The sequence below is a fragment of the Mesorhizobium zhangyense genome, from assembly GCF_011045115.1.
Classification (GTDB): Bacteria; Pseudomonadota; Alphaproteobacteria; order Rhizobiales; family Rhizobiaceae; genus Mesorhizobium_M; species Mesorhizobium_M zhangyense.
Genome location: NZ_JAAKZG010000003.1, coordinates 1 through 18,992, shown reverse-complemented (window position 1 = coordinate 18,992; position 18,992 = coordinate 1). Strand labels below are relative to the sequence as shown.

The 18,992-nt window shown below is 61.7% G+C and carries 22 protein-coding genes; 8 read left to right on the top strand and 14 right to left on the bottom strand.

Features of this window, described 5'->3' with window-relative positions; genetic code table 11:
• Positions 1-89: 89 nt before the first annotated feature.
• Positions 90-434, top strand: coding sequence for a peptidase inhibitor family I36 protein (locus tag G6N74_RS06940; RefSeq protein ID WP_165115760.1), 345 nt, complete (start codon positions 90-92; stop codon positions 432-434).
• A 23-nt stretch (positions 435-457) separates the two neighbouring features.
• On the opposite strand, the gene G6N74_RS06935 is transcribed toward G6N74_RS06940, so the two are convergent.
• From G6N74_RS06935 to G6N74_RS06925, 3 genes are all read right to left on the bottom strand, one after another.
• Complete coding sequence (locus G6N74_RS06935) at positions 458-1,396, bottom strand: GlxA family transcriptional regulator (RefSeq protein WP_376767693.1); 939 nt, start codon at positions 1,394-1,396, stop codon at positions 458-460.
• A gap of 303 nt (positions 1,397-1,699) precedes the next feature.
• A complete protein-coding gene (locus tag G6N74_RS06930) occupies positions 1,700-1,843 on the bottom strand; it encodes a hypothetical protein (protein ID WP_091915021.1) in 144 nt (47 codons plus the stop codon).
• A 349-nt stretch (positions 1,844-2,192) separates the two neighbouring features.
• Positions 2,193-2,378, bottom strand: coding sequence for a hypothetical protein (locus G6N74_RS06925; protein WP_165115756.1), 186 nt, complete (start codon positions 2,376-2,378; stop codon positions 2,193-2,195).
• Positions 2,379-2,560: 182 nt separating this feature from the next.
• Here G6N74_RS06925 and G6N74_RS06920 point away from each other — a divergent pair, with 182 nt between their 5' ends.
• Positions 2,561-3,460: a LysR substrate-binding domain-containing protein gene (locus tag G6N74_RS06920; RefSeq protein ID WP_165115754.1), complete on the top strand. Its 900-nt coding sequence runs from the start codon at positions 2,561-2,563 to the stop codon at positions 3,458-3,460.
• Positions 3,461-3,609: 149 nt separating this feature from the next.
• Here the strand turns inward: G6N74_RS06920 and G6N74_RS06915 are convergent, their stop codons facing one another.
• From G6N74_RS06915 to G6N74_RS06880, 8 genes are all read right to left on the bottom strand, one after another.
• A complete protein-coding gene (locus tag G6N74_RS06915; RefSeq protein WP_165115752.1) occupies positions 3,610-5,688 on the bottom strand; it encodes an ASKHA domain-containing protein in 2,079 nt (692 codons plus the stop codon).
• 52 nt (positions 5,689-5,740) lie between these two features.
• The gene (locus G6N74_RS06910; protein WP_165115750.1) at positions 5,741-6,715 is read right to left on the bottom strand and encodes a methyltetrahydrofolate cobalamin methyltransferase; all 975 of its coding nucleotides are present in this window, start codon (positions 6,713-6,715) and stop codon (positions 5,741-5,743) included.
• Between the two features lie 63 nt (positions 6,716-6,778).
• Positions 6,779-7,879 carry a methylenetetrahydrofolate reductase gene (locus tag G6N74_RS06905; RefSeq protein ID WP_165115748.1) on the bottom strand — a complete coding sequence of 367 codons (1,101 nt, stop codon included), beginning with the start codon at positions 7,877-7,879 and terminating at the stop codon, positions 6,779-6,781.
• Positions 7,876-8,466, bottom strand: a complete 591-nt coding sequence (locus G6N74_RS06900; protein WP_165115746.1) for a methylenetetrahydrofolate reductase C-terminal domain-containing protein — start codon at positions 8,464-8,466, stop codon at positions 7,876-7,878. Before G6N74_RS06900 ends, G6N74_RS06905 begins: the two co-directional genes overlap by 4 nt.
• Positions 8,459-8,764 (bottom strand): virulence factor, encoded by a 306-nt coding sequence (locus G6N74_RS06895; protein WP_165115744.1) that lies wholly within the window; start codon positions 8,762-8,764, stop codon positions 8,459-8,461. Before G6N74_RS06895 ends, G6N74_RS06900 begins: the two co-directional genes overlap by 8 nt.
• 144 nt (positions 8,765-8,908) lie before the next feature.
• Positions 8,909-9,688 (bottom strand): formyl transferase, encoded by a 780-nt coding sequence (locus G6N74_RS06890; RefSeq protein ID WP_165115742.1) that lies wholly within the window; start codon positions 9,686-9,688, stop codon positions 8,909-8,911.
• 123 nt (positions 9,689-9,811) lie between these two features.
• A complete protein-coding gene (locus tag G6N74_RS06885) occupies positions 9,812-10,390 on the bottom strand; it encodes a DUF4893 domain-containing protein (protein ID WP_165115740.1) in 579 nt (192 codons plus the stop codon).
• Positions 10,391-10,440: 50 nt separating this feature from the next.
• A complete protein-coding gene (locus G6N74_RS06880) occupies positions 10,441-11,073 on the bottom strand; it encodes a DUF1638 domain-containing protein (RefSeq protein ID WP_165115738.1) in 633 nt (210 codons plus the stop codon).
• Positions 11,074-11,157: 84 nt separating this feature from the next.
• Between G6N74_RS06880 and G6N74_RS06875 the strand changes: the two genes are divergently transcribed.
• Positions 11,158-11,295, top strand: a complete 138-nt coding sequence (locus G6N74_RS06875) for an entericidin A/B family lipoprotein (protein WP_091915040.1) — start codon at positions 11,158-11,160, stop codon at positions 11,293-11,295.
• Between the two features lie 61 nt (positions 11,296-11,356).
• On the opposite strand, the gene G6N74_RS06870 is transcribed toward G6N74_RS06875, so the two are convergent.
• The gene (locus G6N74_RS06870) at positions 11,357-12,055 is read right to left on the bottom strand and encodes a cobalamin B12-binding domain-containing protein (protein WP_165115736.1); all 699 of its coding nucleotides are present in this window, start codon (positions 12,053-12,055) and stop codon (positions 11,357-11,359) included.
• Between the two features lie 258 nt (positions 12,056-12,313).
• On the opposite strand from G6N74_RS06870, the gene G6N74_RS06865 reads away from it, so the two are divergent.
• Positions 12,314-13,888, top strand: coding sequence for a trimethylamine methyltransferase family protein (locus tag G6N74_RS06865; RefSeq protein ID WP_091915109.1), 1,575 nt, complete (start codon positions 12,314-12,316; stop codon positions 13,886-13,888).
• 379 nt (positions 13,889-14,267) lie between these two features.
• Positions 14,268-14,948, top strand: a complete 681-nt coding sequence (locus tag G6N74_RS06860; RefSeq protein WP_165115734.1) for a 4Fe-4S dicluster domain-containing protein — start codon at positions 14,268-14,270, stop codon at positions 14,946-14,948.
• 17 nt (positions 14,949-14,965) lie between these two features.
• Here G6N74_RS06860 and G6N74_RS06855 read toward each other — a convergent pair whose 3' ends face one another.
• Positions 14,966-15,343, bottom strand: a complete 378-nt coding sequence (locus tag G6N74_RS06855) for a hypothetical protein (RefSeq protein WP_165115732.1) — start codon at positions 15,341-15,343, stop codon at positions 14,966-14,968.
• Positions 15,344-15,504: 161 nt separating this feature from the next.
• Between G6N74_RS06855 and G6N74_RS06850 the strand changes: the two genes are divergently transcribed.
• From G6N74_RS06850 to G6N74_RS06840, 3 genes are all read left to right on the top strand, one after another.
• Entirely contained in the window at positions 15,505-16,236 is a 732-nt protein-coding gene (locus G6N74_RS06850; protein ID WP_165115731.1) for a dienelactone hydrolase family protein, read from the top strand.
• Positions 16,237-16,404: 168 nt separating this feature from the next.
• Positions 16,405-17,082: a FadR/GntR family transcriptional regulator gene (locus tag G6N74_RS06845; protein ID WP_165115729.1), complete on the top strand. Its 678-nt coding sequence runs from the start codon at positions 16,405-16,407 to the stop codon at positions 17,080-17,082.
• A complete protein-coding gene (locus G6N74_RS06840; RefSeq protein WP_165115727.1) occupies positions 17,079-18,386 on the top strand; it encodes a CynX/NimT family MFS transporter in 1,308 nt (435 codons plus the stop codon). Before G6N74_RS06845 ends, G6N74_RS06840 begins: the two co-directional genes overlap by 4 nt.
• A gap of 310 nt (positions 18,387-18,696) precedes the next feature.
• Here G6N74_RS06840 and G6N74_RS30480 read toward each other — a convergent pair.
• Positions 18,697-18,992: hypothetical protein (locus G6N74_RS30480; protein WP_205826570.1), on the bottom strand; the 296-nt coding region annotated here is incomplete at its 5' end.

Genomic DNA, 18,992 nt, shown 5'->3' with positions numbered 1-18,992 from the left:
TTCATCCTCCGCGACTCGCTGCCAAAGTTTGGCCACGAGGATCGCATCTCTAAGTTTTGGGGACACAGCCTGAGAGGGAAATGAGAATCATGAAACGTGTTGCAGCTATTGCGGCGTTCGCCTCGGTGGTGATGGTCGGCAGTGCCAGCGCCCAGTACTATAACGAATATCGCGACGTCGCATGCGTGATGTATGAGGACAGCAATTATAGCGGGCGCGCGTTGCGGATGCAGCCGGATCAGGCGGTCAGCTTTCGCAGCGGCCAATTCTGGAACGACCGCGTTTCGTCGATTCGCGTCGCGCGCGGCTGTTCGCTGGTGGTGTACGAAGATACCCGCATGGGCGGCAGGTCGCAGGAGTTCCGCCGCAACGATCGCCATGTTGGCGACTGGAACGACGAGATCTCATCTGCCGAATGCTACTGCGACGGTTAGCGAGTGCGCGGCGCTGTTCGACCTCAGGCAGCCAGCAGCTGCTTACGGTCGACGCGTTCCTGCTGGGGCGAGCGCGCGTAAAGCTCGCGGTAGCATTTCGAAAAATGCGAGGCCGAGACGAAGCCGCAGGCGACCGCCACTTCCACCACCGGCATCGACGACTGGATCAGCAGGTGCCGCGCGCGGTCGAGCCTGATCTCGAGATAGTAGCGCGCCGGCGAGCGGCCCATTTCGGTGCGGAAAAGGCGCTCGATCTGGCGGCGTGACAGGCCGACATGATCGGCGATCTCGATCAGCGACAGCGGCTCGGCAAGGTTGGCCTCCATCAGCTCGATGATGGTCAGCACCTTGGAGTTCTGGACGCCGAGGCGCGCGCGCAGCGGAAGGCGCTGGCGGTCCGTCGGGCTGCGCACGCGGTCGGTCAGCACCTGCTCGCAGACGCGGTTGACGAGATTGTCGTCGAAATCGTCGCCGATCAGCTTCAGCATCATGTCGAGCGCGGCAGTGCCGCCGGCGCAGGTGTAGATGTTCTGATCGACCTCAAAAAGGTCGGCAAAGACATTGGCCTTGGGGAAGGCTTCCGAAAAGCCGGGCAGGTTTTCCCAGTGAATTGCGCAGCGCTTGTTGGACAACAGCCCCGCCGCCGCCAACACATGCGCGCCGGTGCACAGGCCGCCGATGGCGACGCCGCGATTGTACTCCTCGCGCAGCCAGGCGAAGGCCGACTTGTTCTGGTATCTTTCGACATTGATGCCGCTGCACACCACCACCATGGAGGGGCGGTCGGGGCCGGCCATCTTCTTGCGCTCTTCCTCCAGCGAGGTGTTGACCGCGCACTGCACGCCGTTCGAGGCGCTGACGGGCTTTCCGTCGATGCTGGCAAGCCGCCACTTATAGGCCTCGTAGCCGAGCATACGGTTGGCCGAGCGTAGCGGATCGAGCGCTGTCGCGAAGGCAATCATCGTGAAATCAGGCACGAGGAAGAAGACAAGCGACCGTTTGATCGGATGTTTTACGGCGTTCAAGGAACCCTCACGCAGACCGAAGATGGCACGAACCTGATGTCGCGAACAGCAAAGCGTCATCAGGAAAAACCATTGCTGTCAATGGGGTAGAGGGCTCGCCGAAAACTAAATTTGCGACATCGACTTGTTTGCATCACCTTACGTAAGGCTGATGCTTCCAAAGAAAAAGCCGCGCGGCCTGTTTTGGCCGGCGCGGCTGCTGGAAGTCGGGCCCTGTATCCAGAGCCAGAGATATTCTAATTAGCGGATCAGGAAGCCGAGGCGGGCGGCGGCAACGGCGCCGGACTGGCCAGGCATCGTCCTGTCGAGACGCTGGCGCTCAAGCGCAGTCGTCAGGTTCATTTCGCGGCGGCTGCCCTTCAGGAAACGGGAAAAAAACTTCATGACACTTCTCCATGCGTAGTGGTTACACGGGGTGCCTTCGCTTGATGGAGTGGGGCAGCTCGTTTGATGCCGCTCATATAGATGGTCTGTTGCGGAAGTTAAGTGGAGAAAACGAACTACTTGATGCGAAAAGCGACATCATTTGCGACGTTTTTGTGCGTGGGATGCCGATAAAATAAGCAAATACAGGTATTTAACTATGAAATTAACCGGCTATGCGACTGCTTCATATGCGTCATGCGTGCGGCGCATGGCTGCCATGTCTACTTTGTGGCAAGCCCAAGGCAAAGAAAAAGCCTGCCGGTCTTCTTTAAGAGGGTCCGGCAGGCCATGTTCTGGCTATGCATGATTACTTGCTTCCGGCCCACGCCCCAAGTGACGAGCGAGTAACGTCGCGCCGCGTGTAACTATCCGGCCAGCCGATATCCTTCTGGATTTCGAAAGGAAGCGAGCGAACCTGGCGCTCCGTCAGATAGCGGTTGCGGGCGGCAGAGTATTCGGCGGCAAAGCGGCCGATCGACGACAAAATAGACATTTCATTCTCCTCTCGGTTGCACCACGGAAAAGATATCGCTGTGGGCCTTCGCATCTCGAGGTCGATCCTGGTGTCTGTACCCGTCGGCCTCTCTTCACGGTCTTGACTATCCTCCTGTTGTGATGTTCAATCAAACGAAATGAAATGATGCCTTGGATCAGAAAAATTGAAGGGTTAGAGCGATGACAGCCCCACTCAATCATCCGCTGCCGGTGCTTGATCTTGATGTGTTGCGCACATTCGTGGCGATTGCCGAGACGGGCAGTTTCACCACCGCGGCCAATGCCGTCTTCCGCACGCCTTCTGCCGTTTCGATGCAGATCAAGAAGCTTGAAGACGTGCTCGGGCGCTCGGTTTTCTCGCGCGACGCGCGGTCGGTGACATTGACCAATGACGGCGAAGTCCTGCTCGGCTATGCGCGGCGGCTCCTGTCGATCAACCGCGAGGCGGTGTCGAAGTTCATCATTCCCGATATCGTCGGTGTCGTGCGCCTCGGTTCACCGGACGACTACGGCGAACGCATCCTGCCGCATGTGCTGAAGCGCTTTGCCCAGTCGCATCCGTCGATCGCTGTCGACGTGACGATCGACCAAAGCAAGCATTTGTGGCGGCGCATGGATGACCGCACCCTCGACATCACGCTCATCACTAATTCCTACAAAACGAACATGGCTGGCGCCGAAGTGCTTTTGACCGAGCCGATCGTCTGGGCTGGCGCAAAGGGCGGATGTGCGCATCTGCGCGAGCCATTGCCGGTATCATTGTGGGAAGAAGGCTGTGCCTGGCGGGCAGGCGCGGTTGAAGCGCTTGGCCGGGAAGGGCGCAACTACCGCGTCGCCTATATGAGCGCCCATACGGCGGGCCAGCGCGCTGCGATCCTCGCCGATCTGGCCGTGGCACCGCTGCCGCGCTCCTTCATAGGCGGCGATCTGATGGAACTCAGCTCAAAGGACGGCATGCCGGATATCGGCACCTACAGCCTGGCTATGGTGGTGGCATCTGATGCCAGCGCACCAGTGCGCGCCGTCGCCGACCATATCCGCTCCGCCTTTGAACTATTCCGCGAAACCGGCAAGTTCTGAGAGACTGCTCGCTAACTCTACCCTGCCGGTCATCTGACGCAGTTTTCTGCGCTTCCGGTGCTCACGTACTTTAAGTACGCTCCGCTCCGGTTCTCGAAAACCACGCCATTTGCCTCGGCAGGGCGAGTTATCAAAACAGTCTCTAACAGCTAATCCCGGTTGCGCCGCGCCGCACGTTCTTCGCGTGAGCGTCGGCGCGGGGTTGTGTCACCCGCGATACCATCCTCGCTCACCGTCTTGCGTGGCGGCAGTTTGACTGCGGCCGACAGTTTCGGAAACGGATCGACCTTGTTGGGCAGCGCCATCGCGTCGATGAAAAGCTGCTGGAAATTCGGTTCCAGCGCTGTTTCGATCTTCTCGATCAGGCCTACTTCCTTTTCGATCTCGCGGCGGTGGTTGCGGTTGAGCAGCGCCATCAGCGCGCCGGTGCCGGCTGCGTTGCCGACCGCCTTCACTTCGTCGAGGTCGCAATCGGGGATCAGGCCGAGCACCATCGCGTATTTCGGGTCGATGAAGGAGCCGAAGGCGCCGGCGAAGCGGATCGTGTCGACGGTTTCCACGCCCTGTTTTTCCATCAAGAGCTTCACGCCGGCATAGAGAGCAGCCTTGGCAAGCTGGATAGCGCGGACGTCATTCTGCGTTACCGTCAGGCGCGGTTCGCCCTGACGGCCTTCGCGCAGCAGATAGGAGAAGGTGCGGCCGTTCTGGATGATACGCGGGGAGGTCGCGGCGAGCGAGCCGTCGACCACGCCGTCTTCCGAGATGATGCCCGCCAGGTACATTTCGGCGACGACCTCGATGATCGCCGAGCCGCAGATGCCCGTCACACCGGTTGCCCAGGAGGCTTCCTCGAAGCCTTCTTCGTCGGACCATTGTTCGACACCGATGACGCGGTATTTCGGCTCCAGCGTCAGCGGGTCTATGCGCACGCGCTCGATCGCGCCGGGGGCGGCGCGCTGGCCGGACGAAATCTCCGCACCTTCGAAGGCCGGGCCGGTCGGCGAGGAGGCGGCAACCACGCGCTGACGGTTGCCAAGGATGATCTCGGCATTGGTGCCGACATCGACCAGCAGCATCATCTTGTCCTGGCGGTACGGGCCTTCCGACAGTGTCGCGCCGGCAGCATCTGCGCCGACATGGCCGGCGATGCAAGGCAGCGTGTAGAGCCGCGCGCCGCGATTGACGTCGATGTCGATCTCATGCGCCCAGAATTGCAGCGCGCCCGACACGGCGAGCGCGAACGGCGCCTGGCCGAGTTCGGTCGGGTCGATGCCGAGGAACAGATGGTGCATGATCGGGTTGGCGACGAAGACGCAGTCGAAGATGTCGTGACGGTCGACGCCGCCTTCCTCGCAGACCTTGCCGATCAGCGTGTTGACGGCCTCGCGTACGGCCTTGGTCATCGCCTCGCGCCCGTCCGGGTTCATCATCACATAGGAAACACGGCTCATCAGATCTTCGCCGAAGCGGATCTGCGGGTTCGACGTGCCGGAGGACGCGACGATGCGGCCCGACAGCAGCGACACCAAATGCATGGCGATGGTGGTCGAGCCGATGTCGCAGGCGATGCCATAGGCCTCGTTCTTCAGGCCGGGGAAAAGCCCGATGATAAAGGGCCGCGACGAATCCATATCGCGGTGGATGGCAGCGGTGACGCCCCAATTGCCCTTGCGCAAAATGCCCTGAACCTGCGGGATCAAATGAGGGGCGATCAGCAGATCCTTCCAGCCCCAGTCCTTTTCCAGCATCACCTTCAGCCGGTCGAGGTCGCCAAGCGGCTTGTGCATGTCGGGCTCGTCGACCTCGACATAGCACATCTGCACCGCCGCATTGCGCTCGATGACGCGGTCGCTGGCAGCCTTGCGCACCACCTGCGCGTTGATGACGGTGTCCTGCGGTACGTCGATGACGAGATCGCCCTGGACGGTGGCCGAGCAGGAGAGGCGGCGGCCTTCGGGAAGGCCGCGCACCTTTTCATAGCGCTGCTCCTTGGCGCCCTTGGGCGAGATGTGGTCGTTGGATGAGACGATCTTATGCTTGGCGAAATTGCCTTCCTGCACCTCGATCTGGCAGCGCCCGCACGTCGCCCGCCCGCCGCACACGCTCTCGACATAGACGCCGAGCGTGCGCGCGGCATCAAGGATCGGCGTGCCGACCGGAAACCGCCCGCGCTTGCCCGACGGCATGAACAGCACGAGCGGATCGGTGATGTTGGCGGGAGAGTTCATGGTATGCTGCTTTCCGGCCAGCCCTTGCTGACCGCGTTCGTCTATTTCTACTCTAACCCCGCGCCATCCGAGCTTCACGCCCGCCGCGCCGCCGCCCGCCATTGGCGGTGCCTTCGCCCGGCGCGTTGACTGCTGTCGGAGCCGCAACCGCTTGGCCGCCCTCGGCCGGCTTGTAGTCCTTGTATGTCTTGATCCAGTTGGTGCAGTTGGCGTCGGTGCCGTTGAGCACGTTGGCGGCGCGCACGGCTTCCATTTCCTGCGGCCGCACCGGGTTCATGATGGCGCTGGTCATGCCGGCGCCGATGACCATCGGGATGAAGCCGGCATTGATGCCGTGGCGGTGCGGCAGGCCGAAGGAGATGTTGGAAAGGCCGCAGGTGGTGTTGACCTTGAGTTCCTCACGCAGGCGGCGCAGCAGCGCAAAAACCTGGCGGCCGGCATCGCCCAGCGCGCCGATCGGCATGACCAGCGGGTCGACCACCACGTCATGTGCCGGAATGCCGAAATCAGCGCAGCGCTCGACGATCTTCTTGGCAACGGCGAAACGCACGTCGGGGTCCATGGAGATGCCGGTCTCGTCGTTGGAGATGGCGACGACCGGGACATTGTATTTCTTGATCAGTGGCAGGATCGCTTCGAGCTTTTCTTCCTCACCGGTGACGGAATTGACCAGCGGGCGGCCCTTGGCGACCTTCAGCGCGGCCTCGATCGCAGCCGAAACCGAGCTGTCGATGGAAAGCGGCAGGTCGACCAGGCCCTGCACGATCTCCAGCGTCTGCACCAACAGTGCCGGCTCCGTCGCGTTCGGGTCAACCGCTGTCACGCCGGCATTGACGTCGAGCATGGTGGCACCGCAGGCGGCCTGTTCGAGCGCATCCTTGATCACCGTCTCGAAATTGCCGGCGATCATCTCGGCGGCCAATTTCTTGCGGCCGGTCGGGTTGATGCGTTCGCCGATCACGCAGAAGGGCTGGTCGAAGCCGATGATGATTTCTCGGGTCGCCGAGGCGACGATCGTGCGGGTCATGAACTTCTCCGTAAGGATATAAAGACTTCTTTATATCGTTTCTCGTTTCGATCAAGCAGGCGCTCAGTGGGCGGTCTTTACCATGTCCACCTGGGTTTCGGTCACGTTGTCATGCAGCAGGTGGTCGAGCCGATCGGCGACAAGCTGGTCGTCGCGGCGCACTTCGCGCTTCCACGGCTGGCGGCCCTTCAGCACGCCCGATTCGTCGACGATCTCGGCGACATATTCCTCCTGGCGATAGGCCATCACATGGATGCCTGAAACGCCGGGGATTTCCTTCACCTCGTTGATGATATCGATGGCAAGCTGCTTGCCTTCCTTCTTCTGGTCCTGCGCGCCTTCCAGCCGCGCAATGATGGAATCAGGAATATGGATGCCCGGCACGTTGGAGCGGATCCACTTGGCGGTCTTGGCTGAGGCCAGCGGCCCGACGCCGCACAGGACGAAAACCTTGTCGGTCAGGCCAAGATCGCGGGCGCGCTCCATGAAGGTTCGGAACATCGGCACGTCGAAGCAATATTGCGTCTGCACGAACTGCGCGCCGGCGGCGATCTTCTTGCCGAGGTGGATTGGCCGGAAATCGAAAGGCGGCGCGAAGGGATTGACCGCAGCACCCAGGAAAAGCTGCGGCGGCGTGGACAGCTTGCGGCCCGACAGGAATTTTCCGTTGTCGCGCATGATGCGGATGGTTTCCAGCAGCGACATCGAGTCGAGGTCGAAGACGGGCTTGGCGCCCGGCTGGTCGCCGGCCTGCACGCCGTCGCCAGTGAGGCAGAGCATGTTGGCGACGCCCATGGCGGCTCCGCCGAGCACATCGCCCTGAATGGCGATGCGGTTCTTGTCGCGGCAGGCGATCTGCATGATCGGGGCATAGCCCATGCGCGTCAGCAGCGCGCAGATGCCGACCGACGACATATGGCAGTTGGCGCCCGAAGCATCGACGGCATTGATGGCGTCGACCCAGCCGTCGAAAATCTTCGCGCGGTTGTAGACGTCTTCCGGGTCGGCGCTGTCAGGGGGGTTGAGTTCGGTCGTTACCGCGAACTCGCCGCGGCGCAGCACGCGTTCCAGCCGGCCACGCGAGGAATGGCCGGGCAGGCGGTCGAGCGGCAGGTCGATGCCGGCCGGGTTCTCGTCGATTTGTGGCGGGCGCGGCGGGTTCATGCCGAGGCTCCCGGGGTCTTGGCCGCTTCGCGCGCCATGGCGGCCTGAGCGGTAACGCGCAGCCAGGCCGAGGTTTCGCGAAGCGACTGGTCGACCGGCTTCTGCACGTTCAGGATGGCATCCCCATTGACCATGTTGCGCGAGCCTTCCCAGGCCTTGACCCAGACGCAGGGCATGTCCGGCTCGACCTCGCAATTGCCGTTGGCGCGCACACCGCCGCAGGGGCCGTTGCGCAACTGCTTGGGGCAGTTCATCGGGCACGACATGCCGGTGGAGGACAGGATGCACTGGCCGCACATGCGGCAGTCGAACATGAAGCCTTTCGCGCGCTTCTCGATGAACTTCACCGGCGCTTCGACGCGGCCGTAGCCGATGCCCTTCCACAGGGGATGGAGCAGCAGGAACGTGTCGGCGAAGCGGGCATAAAACCATTCGAGCAGCCGCGAATGGCGGATCGACCACAGCCTTATCGCATAGGAGCGCTGGACGCGCCGCTGTGGCGACACGTCGGCGGGCTTGTAGTCGCTTTTCGGCGCTGCCTTCTTGACCAATGTGGCCTGGGTAACCGCCGGCTGGTTTTCAGACATTTTCTTCTGTCCCGCCTGCTTTCGCCAAAGCTACGAGCCGCTCGCGGGTGTAGTCGCTGTCAATCGTGGCAACGGCCTTGTCCGCCTCGGCTTCAAGATCGTCGCCGACCGGCAGAGGGTCCGCCTTGCGCCATTCGGCGAGATAGGCGTCGGTTTCGGCAGCACCCGACCGCATCGCGGCCATGTCGATGGCCTCGGTGAAACGCAATGGCAATTCGCGCTTTGCGTTGGTGCGACCCTTCTTGACGATGACCTGGGCGGGGATGTCGCGCCAGTAGACGATAATCAAATCGGCCATTGAAATCTCGCTTTCCTCTTGGCATTCAGCATTGCCGCAACCGTTGGGGTGCTGCTTGTTATGGGACGACGCGCGCGCATTCAAAAGCGACGCATAGCGATGTCGCAAAGAAACAGAGCGAAAAGGAGATATAAGGGGCGACGATTACCAGACGCCGCGCCGGATGCCGTTCCAGAGATAAGTCCAGATCGGCGGATGATACCACTGCATCGAAGGCAGGCCGGTATCGACCGGTTTCAGACGCCCAGCGAGCGCATCGCCGACCGCCTGCACGCAGATTTCGCGCGAAAGCGAGGCGAGCCGCAGCGCATAGGACATTAGATTGTCGCCGGGGCCGGGCTTGCCGCGCACTTGATACAGCACGTCGCCGGTGTCGACGCCTTCGTCGACAATATGCACCGTGGAGCCGAAATTTTCTCCGTCACCCGTGGCCAGCGCCCAATAGGCGCCGTTCATGCCGCGATATTTCGGGTTGATCGCTGCATGGTAGTTCAGCACCGGGCATTTTATCGCAGCGAGCGTCTTCTTCGACAGAAGCCGGCAGCCGGCGAGGAAAACCACGGCCGGCTCGATTTCCGCGATCGCGGCGAGAAATTCCGGCGAATTGGCCGACGGAACATGGATGATCTTCTGCCCTGGGCGGGGCTCGGTTTCGAGCTTTGCGTCGGCAATCAGGCGATCGGCATGTCCGGAAAAGAAACGCTTGCCCAGCCGATTGACGATCATCGTCGCGACCTGGCCGCCGACCGAAATCCAGCCCTGCTTGCGCGCCCGGCGCTTGAGGAGTGCGGCCTTCGATTCCGGTGTTTCGAGAATGACCGTGATGGGCCCGAAGGCGTTCGCCACGGCATTGATGATCGCCCAGATGTGAGGACCACCCTCGGTCACCATGACGATCGATTTGTTGTCTGCCTGGGCTGTCATTCTATTCGGTCACGGTGATTTCTGCAGGCCCATGCCAAGGCGGCAAAGGCCCGCGGGACAATCGCACGGTCAGCTTACCGCCGGCTTAACCGGAGTGACAAATTTGCCGCCGTGAACCGCAGTTCAGCGCTTGAATTCGAGGATGTCGAGTTTGGATTCGAAGCGTGGTGCCGGAAATTCGATACGCCATTCGCTCGGTCCCGTGCGGAATGTATAGCCGGCCTGGTCGCTGTCGGGATTGGCCGGGTAGCGCTTGGGCGTGTCGCCGGCGACGAAGAACGAGCCGAGATAGGTGAGGCGGGTGTCGCTGTCGGTGAAGAAGCGGCCCTTGGTGCGCTGCGAGCCGCTCAGCTTCTCCAGCGTCCAGCCCGAGCCGTCGTCGGTGACGCGGCATTTGAACCAGCCATAGACGACCAGCGGCAGGTTGCCGCCGACCTTGATGGTGCGGCACTGCCAGTTGCCGGTCATGTCGAAATCGGTGAAGGAAACGGGCTGCTTGGCAAGGATTGCGTCGAGCGTCGCCACATCTGCGGCTGCGCCACCCTTCTTGGCCTCGTCGATCGCTTCCGTGCGGGTGGCATCGTATTTTTCCAACCGGGCGCGGTCAGCTGGAGTGATCAGGCTTTCGATCTCGCCGGTTGCAAGCGCCTGCGAGGCGGGCAGGACCAGCAGGAGAGAAAAAAGCGCTTTGCGAAATGCCATCGTCGGCTCCTTGTTTCCGAAGGGAGCCGGTGATTCCGGCAGCATCGTGATCAAGCCGTGATTAAAGCCGCCTTGGCAAGGGAGGATGAGAGGTCGCCATAGCCGGTGAAGCGGCGCTCATAGGCGAGACCGAGCAGCTTGGCGGCATCCTCCGCCACCTTGTCCAAGGCAGGATCGTTGGTCTGGGCGAGATAGACGACCTTCTCGTAATTGCCGAAATAGTCGGCGATCAGTTCCGGATGCCGGTCCAGCCCGAGCGGCTTGATGAAGAAAGCATCGAACTGCCGACACAGGAAGTCGGTCATGTAGAAGGACATCATGTCGCCGTCTTCGATCGCCCGAAACGCCTCCATGCCCTGATAGAAAGCAAAACAGTGCGGTCCGTCCATGCGCTCGACGCCATGCTTCTCGCAAATGCGGTCGACCATGCCGCCGCTGCCGCAATCGGCATAGCCGACAAAGATCTGGCCGTAGCCGTCCGCCTTTGCCTTGACGATCGCCTTGTCGAGCGCCGGCGCAATCCGGTCGGGATAGTAGTGGAATTCGGCGGGCAGGCATGTCAGGTCGAGATGGTCGAGCCCAAGCTGCTCTTTTACGGCGAGTATTTCGCGCGCAAGCATGCCGCAGCCGATCACCAGCAGCTTGCCGTCTTGCGTTTTTGCGTGCTTCGATGCGGTCGCCATGGAACCACTTAGGCTCAAACCCGTTTCCGATCGCGTACTAACGTCTGAACGCTATTTATTTAGTCAACGAGGGAGACACAGTCCATGAAACTGTCACGTATTGCATCGCTCGCGGCCATTCTGGCCTGCGCCCTGGCGGTATCGGCCTGCGCCAACACAGTTCGCGGCGTCGGCAAGGACGTCAAGTCAACGGCAAATGCCGTCGAGGATACCGTCGAATAATCCTCGATCCGGATTTCCGTCGCAGGGAAATGGCCGCACCTTTGAGTGCGGCCTTTTTCATTTAGGCCGAAGCGCGGATGTTGTGCTTGCGCTTCATGTAATCCTTGGCAGTTTCGACCGCCACAGCCGCATCGCGGCAATAGGCGTCGGCGCCGACGGCTTTGCCAAATTCCTCGTTGAGCGGTGCGCCGCCGACGAGCACGACATAGTCGTCGCGGATGCCCTTTTCCTTCATCGTGTCGATCACGACCTTCATATAGGGCATGGTCGTGGTCAGCAGGGCCGACATGCCAATGATGTCGGGTTGATGTTCTTCGATCGCCGCGAGATACTTTTCGACCGGATTGTTGATGCCGAGGTCGATCACGTCGAAGCCAGCGCCTTCCATCATCATGCCGACCAGGTTCTTGCCGATGTCGTGGATGTCGCCCTTGACCGTGCCGATGACCATCTTGCCCTGCTTGGGCGCGCCGGTGGCGGCCAGAAGCGGGCGCAGGATGAACATGCCGGCCTTCATGGCATTTGCCGACAAAAGCACTTCCGGCACGAACAGGATGCCGTCGCGGAAATCTTCGCCGACGATGCGCATGCCTTCGACCAGCGCTTCGGTCAGAACCCTGTAGGGCACCCAGCCGCGTTCGAGCAGGATGTTGGTGCCTTCCTCGATTTCCTCCTTGAGGCCATCGTAAAGGTCGTCATGCATCTGCTGCACGAGTTCGTCGTCGGAAAGCTCGGACAGGATGATTTCGTCGTCGGACATTTTCAGGCTCCTCGTGGCCGCAGGCACCCATCCAGCGCGGCGCGCAATTTCGCTTCAATACCTATCCCGCAAGCAGTACAAATCCATAGCTGATTTGCGACTTCCTGCAAAAGGAAAGCGACCGCCAACTTATCGGTTTTCTTGTCGATTTTGCGACAGGTCTTGGCGCTGGCGGGCCGTTTCGCTAAGGGGGCATGGCTACGATCCGGAGCAAGGGTGCAAAAAGCGCTCCATGTCAGATTTCTAGGGATGACTTCGATGGAAGATAACCTCTTGTCCGAGCAGGAAGCCTCCAACGCACGGCGCGGACGCGGCGCCAGCGGCGGAGCGGCAGCGCGGCGCGCGGCGCGTTCGGGCGGCGGCCCCGGCGTGCAGCAGACCTATATCAACCGCAAGATCAAGGTTTACGAGGTGCTTGATGAAGAGGGCCTCGCGCTGATCGAGAAGAATGCCGACACCGTTCTGGAAGAAATCGGCATTGAATTCCGCGACGACGCCGAGGCGCTGGCGCTGTGGAAGGAAGCCGGCGCGGACGTAAAAGGCGAACGCGTGCACTTTCCCAAGGGCCTGCCGCGTTCGCTGCTCAAGACCGCGCCTTCGATGTACACGCAGCATGCGCGCAATTCGGCACGTTCCGTGCAGATCGGTGGCAATGCGACAGTCTTCGCGCCGGTCTACGGTCCGCCCTTCGTGCGCGACCTCGATGGCAACCGGCGCTATGCGACGATCGAGGATTTCCGCAATTTCGTGAAACTCGCCTATATGGCGCCATCGATCCACCATTCAGGCGGCACGGTGTGCGAGCCGGTCGATGTGCCGGTCAACAAGCGCCATCTCGACATGATCTACAGCCACATCAAATATTCCGACAAGCCATTCATGGGCTCTGTCACCGCGCCGGAGCGCGCCGAAGACACGATCGCGATGGCCAAGATCGTTTTCGGCGACGATTTCGTCGACCAGAACACGGTGCTGACCAGCCTGATCAACGCCAATTCGCCGATGGTCTTCGACGAAACCATGCTCGGCGCGCTAAAAGTCTATGCCCGCAACAACCAGGCCTGCATCGTCACGCCGTTCATTCTCGCTGGCGCGATGAGCCCGGTGACGGTGGCCGGCACACTGACGCAGGTTCTGGCCGAGGTACTGGCTGGCGCATCGTTTACCCAGCTTATCCGCCCCGGCGCGCCGGTGCTGTTCGGCACCTTTGCCTCGTCCATCTCGATGCAGTCGGGCGCGCCGACCTTTGGCACGCCGGAGCCGTCACTGGTGTCTTATGGCGCAGCACAGCTCGCCCGCCGTCTCGGCCTGCCGTTCCGCACCGGCGGCTCGCTCTGCGCCTCCAAGGTTCCCGATGCACAGGCGGCCTATGAAAGCGCCAACACGCTGAACTCGACGCTGCTTGCCGGCACCAATTTCGTCCTGCATGCGGCCGGCTGGCTCGAAGGCGGTCTCGCCTCCTGCTACGAGAAGTTCATGATGGACATCGACCAGCTCGGCATGAGCCAAAAATTCGCCGACGGCGTCGATCTGTCGGAAAACGGCCAGGCGATGGATGCGATCCGCCAGGTTGGTCCGGGCAGCCATTATCTCGGCTGCGACCATACCCAGGCGAATTTCCAGACGGCGTTCTACCGTTCCTCGATCGCCGACAACAATTCCTACGAGCAGTGGCTGGCCGAGGGCCAGAAGACCGCGCCGCAGCGCGCCAACGACCTCGCGCGGCGCTGGCTCGAAACCTACGAAGCGCCGGCGCTCGACCAGGGCATCGACGACGGGCTGATCGATTTCATTGCCAAGAAGAAGGAATCGATGCCCGACGCCTTCACTTGAAAGGAGCCCGATTCAGGCGGGGCTAAAGTCGCCAACATCATTCACAAGGAAGTCTGGCGGAGCGCTTTCTCCGAACCGGACAAGGGGTGAGGCTTGTGCTTTTAGACGGCTGTTTTCTGGACCGTCTCATTCGGCCGCAATTCTCAGGCATGGATCCCCGGGTTCTCCGCACGTCGCTTTGCTCGTGCTGCGACCCGAGGATGACGACGGGAGAACCGTTTCGGCTAGTCACCAGCGTTTGCGATTTGCGGCGAACGTCAAGGAATTCGTCATCCTCGGGTCGGAGATTGAGCGAAGCGAAGATCGGAGAACCCGGGGATCCATGCCTGAACGTTGAAGCTCGCGCAGGCGGTCCAAATTCGCCGATTAGACTGTGGCCATGAGCAACCCTCTTGCCGATATTTCCACCGCCCTGACTGCCCATGGCCTTATCCCGCGCGGCGGCTTCAACTTCAGCGCTGGCGAGGAAGCGCCCACCGGTCTCTCGAATGTCCCCGCGAAATCCGTCCTCCTCATCGGGCAGGCAGGCTCAGCACCCTGGCCGCATTTTCTGCGCTGGCACGAGAAACAACCACGCCACCTGAAAAACCCGCTCGACACATGGTCGCGCGAGGTCATCGGCGCGGTGGCGGAGGAATTCGGCGCGCGGGCCGTCTCGCCGTCAGACCGGCCGTTTCTGCCGTTCCAGCAATGGGCGATGCGGGTTGAGGGACTAAAACCGTCGCCGCTCGGTATTCTCATGCATCCCGAATACGGCCTCTGGCACGCCTATCGCGGGGCGCTTCTGTTCGATCATCAGATTCCGATTCAAGCGCCTGAGAATCCGATTCATCTTTGCGACGCATGTATCGGAAAACCTTGCCTGAATTCCTGTCCGGTCGGAGCATATTCCGCCGATGGATTTGCCTATGAGACATGTCTGTCGCATGTGCGCGGGCCGAATGGCGCACCTTGCCGCGATACCGGCTGCATCGCCCGCAACGCCTGTCCCTATGGGACGGAATATCGCTATGCGGCTGAGGTGCAGGCCTTTCACATGAAGGCTTTTGCCGGATTGTAGCCGAGCGAGGCGCGCGGTCAGTTGGTGTAGCGCGTGTCGTCGGCCGAGGGGTCGCGAGGGGCGTCGCAGGTTGTCACATTGCCGACCGTGCGGCAGGCGCTGGCGACGGGCTTCGGCGCGCAACCGTCCGGGTCCGGGCAAGGCGGCGGGCTGGGAAACCCGACAACCGAATTGGCATCTTCTGGCTGTGCGGCTGCTGGCGCAGGCATCGCGTTTGCGGGTGACGGTGCCGCGAGGCTGGGAGCCGGGAGGTTTTCGGAAGCGGCGTTTATCTGCGATGTCGAAGCAGCCGCAGGCGAATAGCCGAGATCCTGCGGTTCGGAGGATGTGCAGCCGGCAAGAAAAATGGCGGAGATTACCGGGCAAAACAGCGCCGGCAGCAGTCGATTTTTCATGTGTGACCTCATCTTGCCGTGCCATGTTCCAGAGATGGGGCGGCTATACAAGGCGAGCGGCGCCTTCTCCCCGCACGAATTATTGAACGATGCAATCCGGCGCTGCCTTGGCCCTATGGGGGCAGACGGCTATGTATCGAACCGGAGCAAAGGAGCAGCCAATGACCATGCGCGACATCGAGATCAAGACCGAAGACGGCACCGCCAAGGCGGCTCTGATCCTGCCCTCAGCGACTTCGAAGGCCGGCGTCATCCTCTATATGGACGCTTTCGGGCCGCGCGCAGCACTTTACGAAATGGCCGAGCGCCTAGCGGGCGAGGGCTATGCGGTTCTGGTACCCGATCTCTTCTACCGTTTCGGCGCTTACGGTCCCTATGATGCCAGGACAGCCTTCAGCGACGAGAAACTGCGCGCCGAACTCATGGGCATGGTCGGCGGTACCACGCAGGAGATGACGCAGCGCGACACGGCGGCGTTTCTCGAAGCCTTGTCGGAAAATGGCGCGACCGGGCCGATCGGCGCCGTCGGCTACTGCATGGGCGGCGGCCGCGCGCTGAATGCCGCCGCAGCCTATCCCGGCCGCATTGTCGCCGCAGCCAGTTTTCACGGCGGACGGCTCGCAAGCGACGCTCCCGATAGCCCGCACAACAATGCAGCCAGTATCAAGGCACGCGTCTATGTCGGTACCGCCGGCGTCGATGGCAGCTTTCCGCCGGAGCAGTCCGGCCGCCTTGCCGAGGCGCTGCGCACGGCCGGCGTCGATCACATCATCGAAAACTATATCGGCGCGGACCATGGATGGTGCGTTCCCGACAATGGTGCTTACAACGAAAAGGGTGCCGAGCGTCATTGGCAACACCTGACCACATTCTTCGCCGAAACGCTGCGCTGAAGCGGAGACGTTCGTGTAAACAGCCAGAACGATTGCTGTGGCTTCTCACAAACTGATTCAGTTTGACCGCCTATCCATCGGAAAATCCTGCCTGAATCCGTTCGAGTTGACGGCTGGTGGCCAGAGGCGTATTCATCAAGTCATCCGATGACTTGATGAATACTTGCCATGCAACCAGCCGTCCGCACCAATCTCACCGAAAGTGCCGCCGAAAGCGTGCGGCTCGAAATCGTCAATGGCCGCTGGGCCATCGGCGAGCGCATCCCCAACGAAGCCACGCTGACCGAAATGCTCTCCGTCAGCCGCGGCACGGTGCGCGAGGCGGTGCGGGCGCTGGTATCGCAAGGATTTCTCGAAACCCGGCAAGGCTCCGGCACCTATGTGCGTTCCGCCGTCGACACCGCCGGTACGCTGAGCCGGGTAAAGCGAGCTGGCCTGCGCGACCAGTGGGAGGCGCGGGCAGCACTCGACATCGAAGCGGCGCGGCTTGCCGCCATCCGCCACACGCCCGCCGATATCGCACTGATGCGCCGGTTGCTGGCGCAGCGCGGTACGCCTGCCGATGGTGGGCGCGAGGCCTTTGCCCGCCGCGACATCGCCTTTCACAAGGCGGTCGTTGCCGCGTCAGGCAACCGGGCGATGGTCGAGATCTACGATTTCTTCTCTGCGGCGATTATCGAGACGATCCAGTCGACGCTCGCCGGCGATGTGTCCGAGCCCGATGCCAAGGCGCATGAGGCCATTGTCGATGGCGTCGCCTCGGGCGATCCCGACATTGCCGCCGCCGCCGTCCGCACCTTTATGGCGCCCGTTCTTCTCGAACTCGATCGGCTGCTTTCGCAATGAACCAGAACTTTCCCCGGCCGCAGGCGCAGGACAAGCCCGCCGCGATGGATGCCGCTGACAGCCAGCTCATTGATGCCGAAGAAGACAGCATTCCGCGTCCGCTACCGCCGCAGCTTCACAGCCGCGCGGCGCAGATAATGCTCGGCGCGAGCCTCGTGTTGATTGCCTTCAATCTGCGGCCGTTGTTTTCCAGCCTGTCGGTGCTGCTGCCGGAAGTCATCCAGGAAACCGGCCTGTCGACCGTCGGCGCCAGTATCCTGACGACGCTGCCGGTCCTCTGCCTGGGAGTCTTTGCGCCCTTTGCGCCCAAGCTTGCTCAGTGCTTCGGCGCAGAGCGCGTGCTGCTCGGCGCACTGCTGTTGCTGGCGATCGGAACGGCCCTGCGCGGGCTGGAAGCGGTACCGGTCCTGTTTGCTGGCACTTTCCTGGCTGGGGCTGCAATTGCCGTCAGCAATGTGCTGCTGCCGGGGCTGGTGAAGCGCGATTTTTCCAGCCACGCGGCGATCATGACCGGGCTCTACACCATGGCGCTCTGCGGCGGCGCCGCGGGTGCAGCGGGGCTGACGCTGCCCATCGAGCATGTCGTTGGCTCATGGTCGGGCGCGCTCGCCGCTTGGGCGGTGCCGGCGCTGGTCGTGATGCTGATCTTTGCGCCGCAGGCGCTGGCGCGGAAGGCGCAGGCCAGCCATTCAGGCTTTCGTGTCGTCGGCTTGTGGCGCGACCGGCTCGCCTGGCAGGTCACGTTGTTCATGGGGCTGCAATCGGCGCTGGCCTATTGCGTGTTCGGCTGGCTCGCGCCGATGCTGCGCGAACGCGGCTTCGATGCGGCGACTGCCGGCGGCATTGTTTCGCTTTCGGTGATGATGCAGGTCGTCACATGTCTAGCGGTGCCATCGCTGGCCGTCCGCTTCCGGGACCAGCGCGGAATCAACGTCGTGCTGGTCGCGGCCTCGGTCGTTGCACTGCTCGGCTTTCTGTTTGCGCCGCCCTCCACCGTGCTGTTCTGGGCGGTGCTGCAAGGCATCGGGCAGGGCGGGCTGATTGCGGCTGCGATGATGGTCATCGTGCTGCGTTCGCCCGATTCCCATGTCGCCGCGCATCTTTCCGGCATGGCGCAAGGCGTCGGCTACGTGCTGGCAGCAATCGGCCCATTGCTCGTCGGCCTTATCCGAAGCTGGACTGGCAGCTTTCATGCTGCCGCGTTTCTCTTTGTGGCGCTTGGCCTTGGTGCCGCAATCATGGGGCTGGGTGCGGGCAGGGCGCTGCATGTTGGCGCGCGGACGGTAAGGGTGGGGGAAGAGTGATGTTCATCTTGTCCGACGGATTTGTCTTCGCCGGCCAATCGTCACCAGTGCCAAGATGCTCAGAACACCATCGGTAACGATCAGTGCAGGCGGTACATGCAGTTCGTCATCCCGAAAACCGCAGCGAAGCGGAGGTTCTCCGGGATCTATTGGTCGCAGCATCGTCAAGCACGGCCCGGCCCCGATATTGACGCGCATTCTGTACCGTTGAAGCTCGTCTCAGTTCCGGCATGGATTCCCGACACTCTCCGCTCGTTCCTCGCTCACGAGGTCGAGAATGACGAATTGCATTTAGGGCTTGTCGTCAATCTCAGGCGTTGGCCGCTTGGCGTTGACGGTTTGGCGTTGACGGTTTGCGACGGCAGCAAATAACAAGCTCGTCATCCTCGGGGCCGGAGCCGAACGAAGTTCGGCGGAGGAACCCGGGGATCCATGCCGGAACATCGATGAAGCCGCTGCGGTACAGAACTGCCGTAGGTGAAACCGCTGAAAACTGTGGGAGATAGATGCACACAATTTCGGCGCAACCCATTGATTTCTTGTACATAAAATATTTTTCCACCCTCGATTTATCCCCGCCCCAAGACACCTCCGGCATAATCCCTT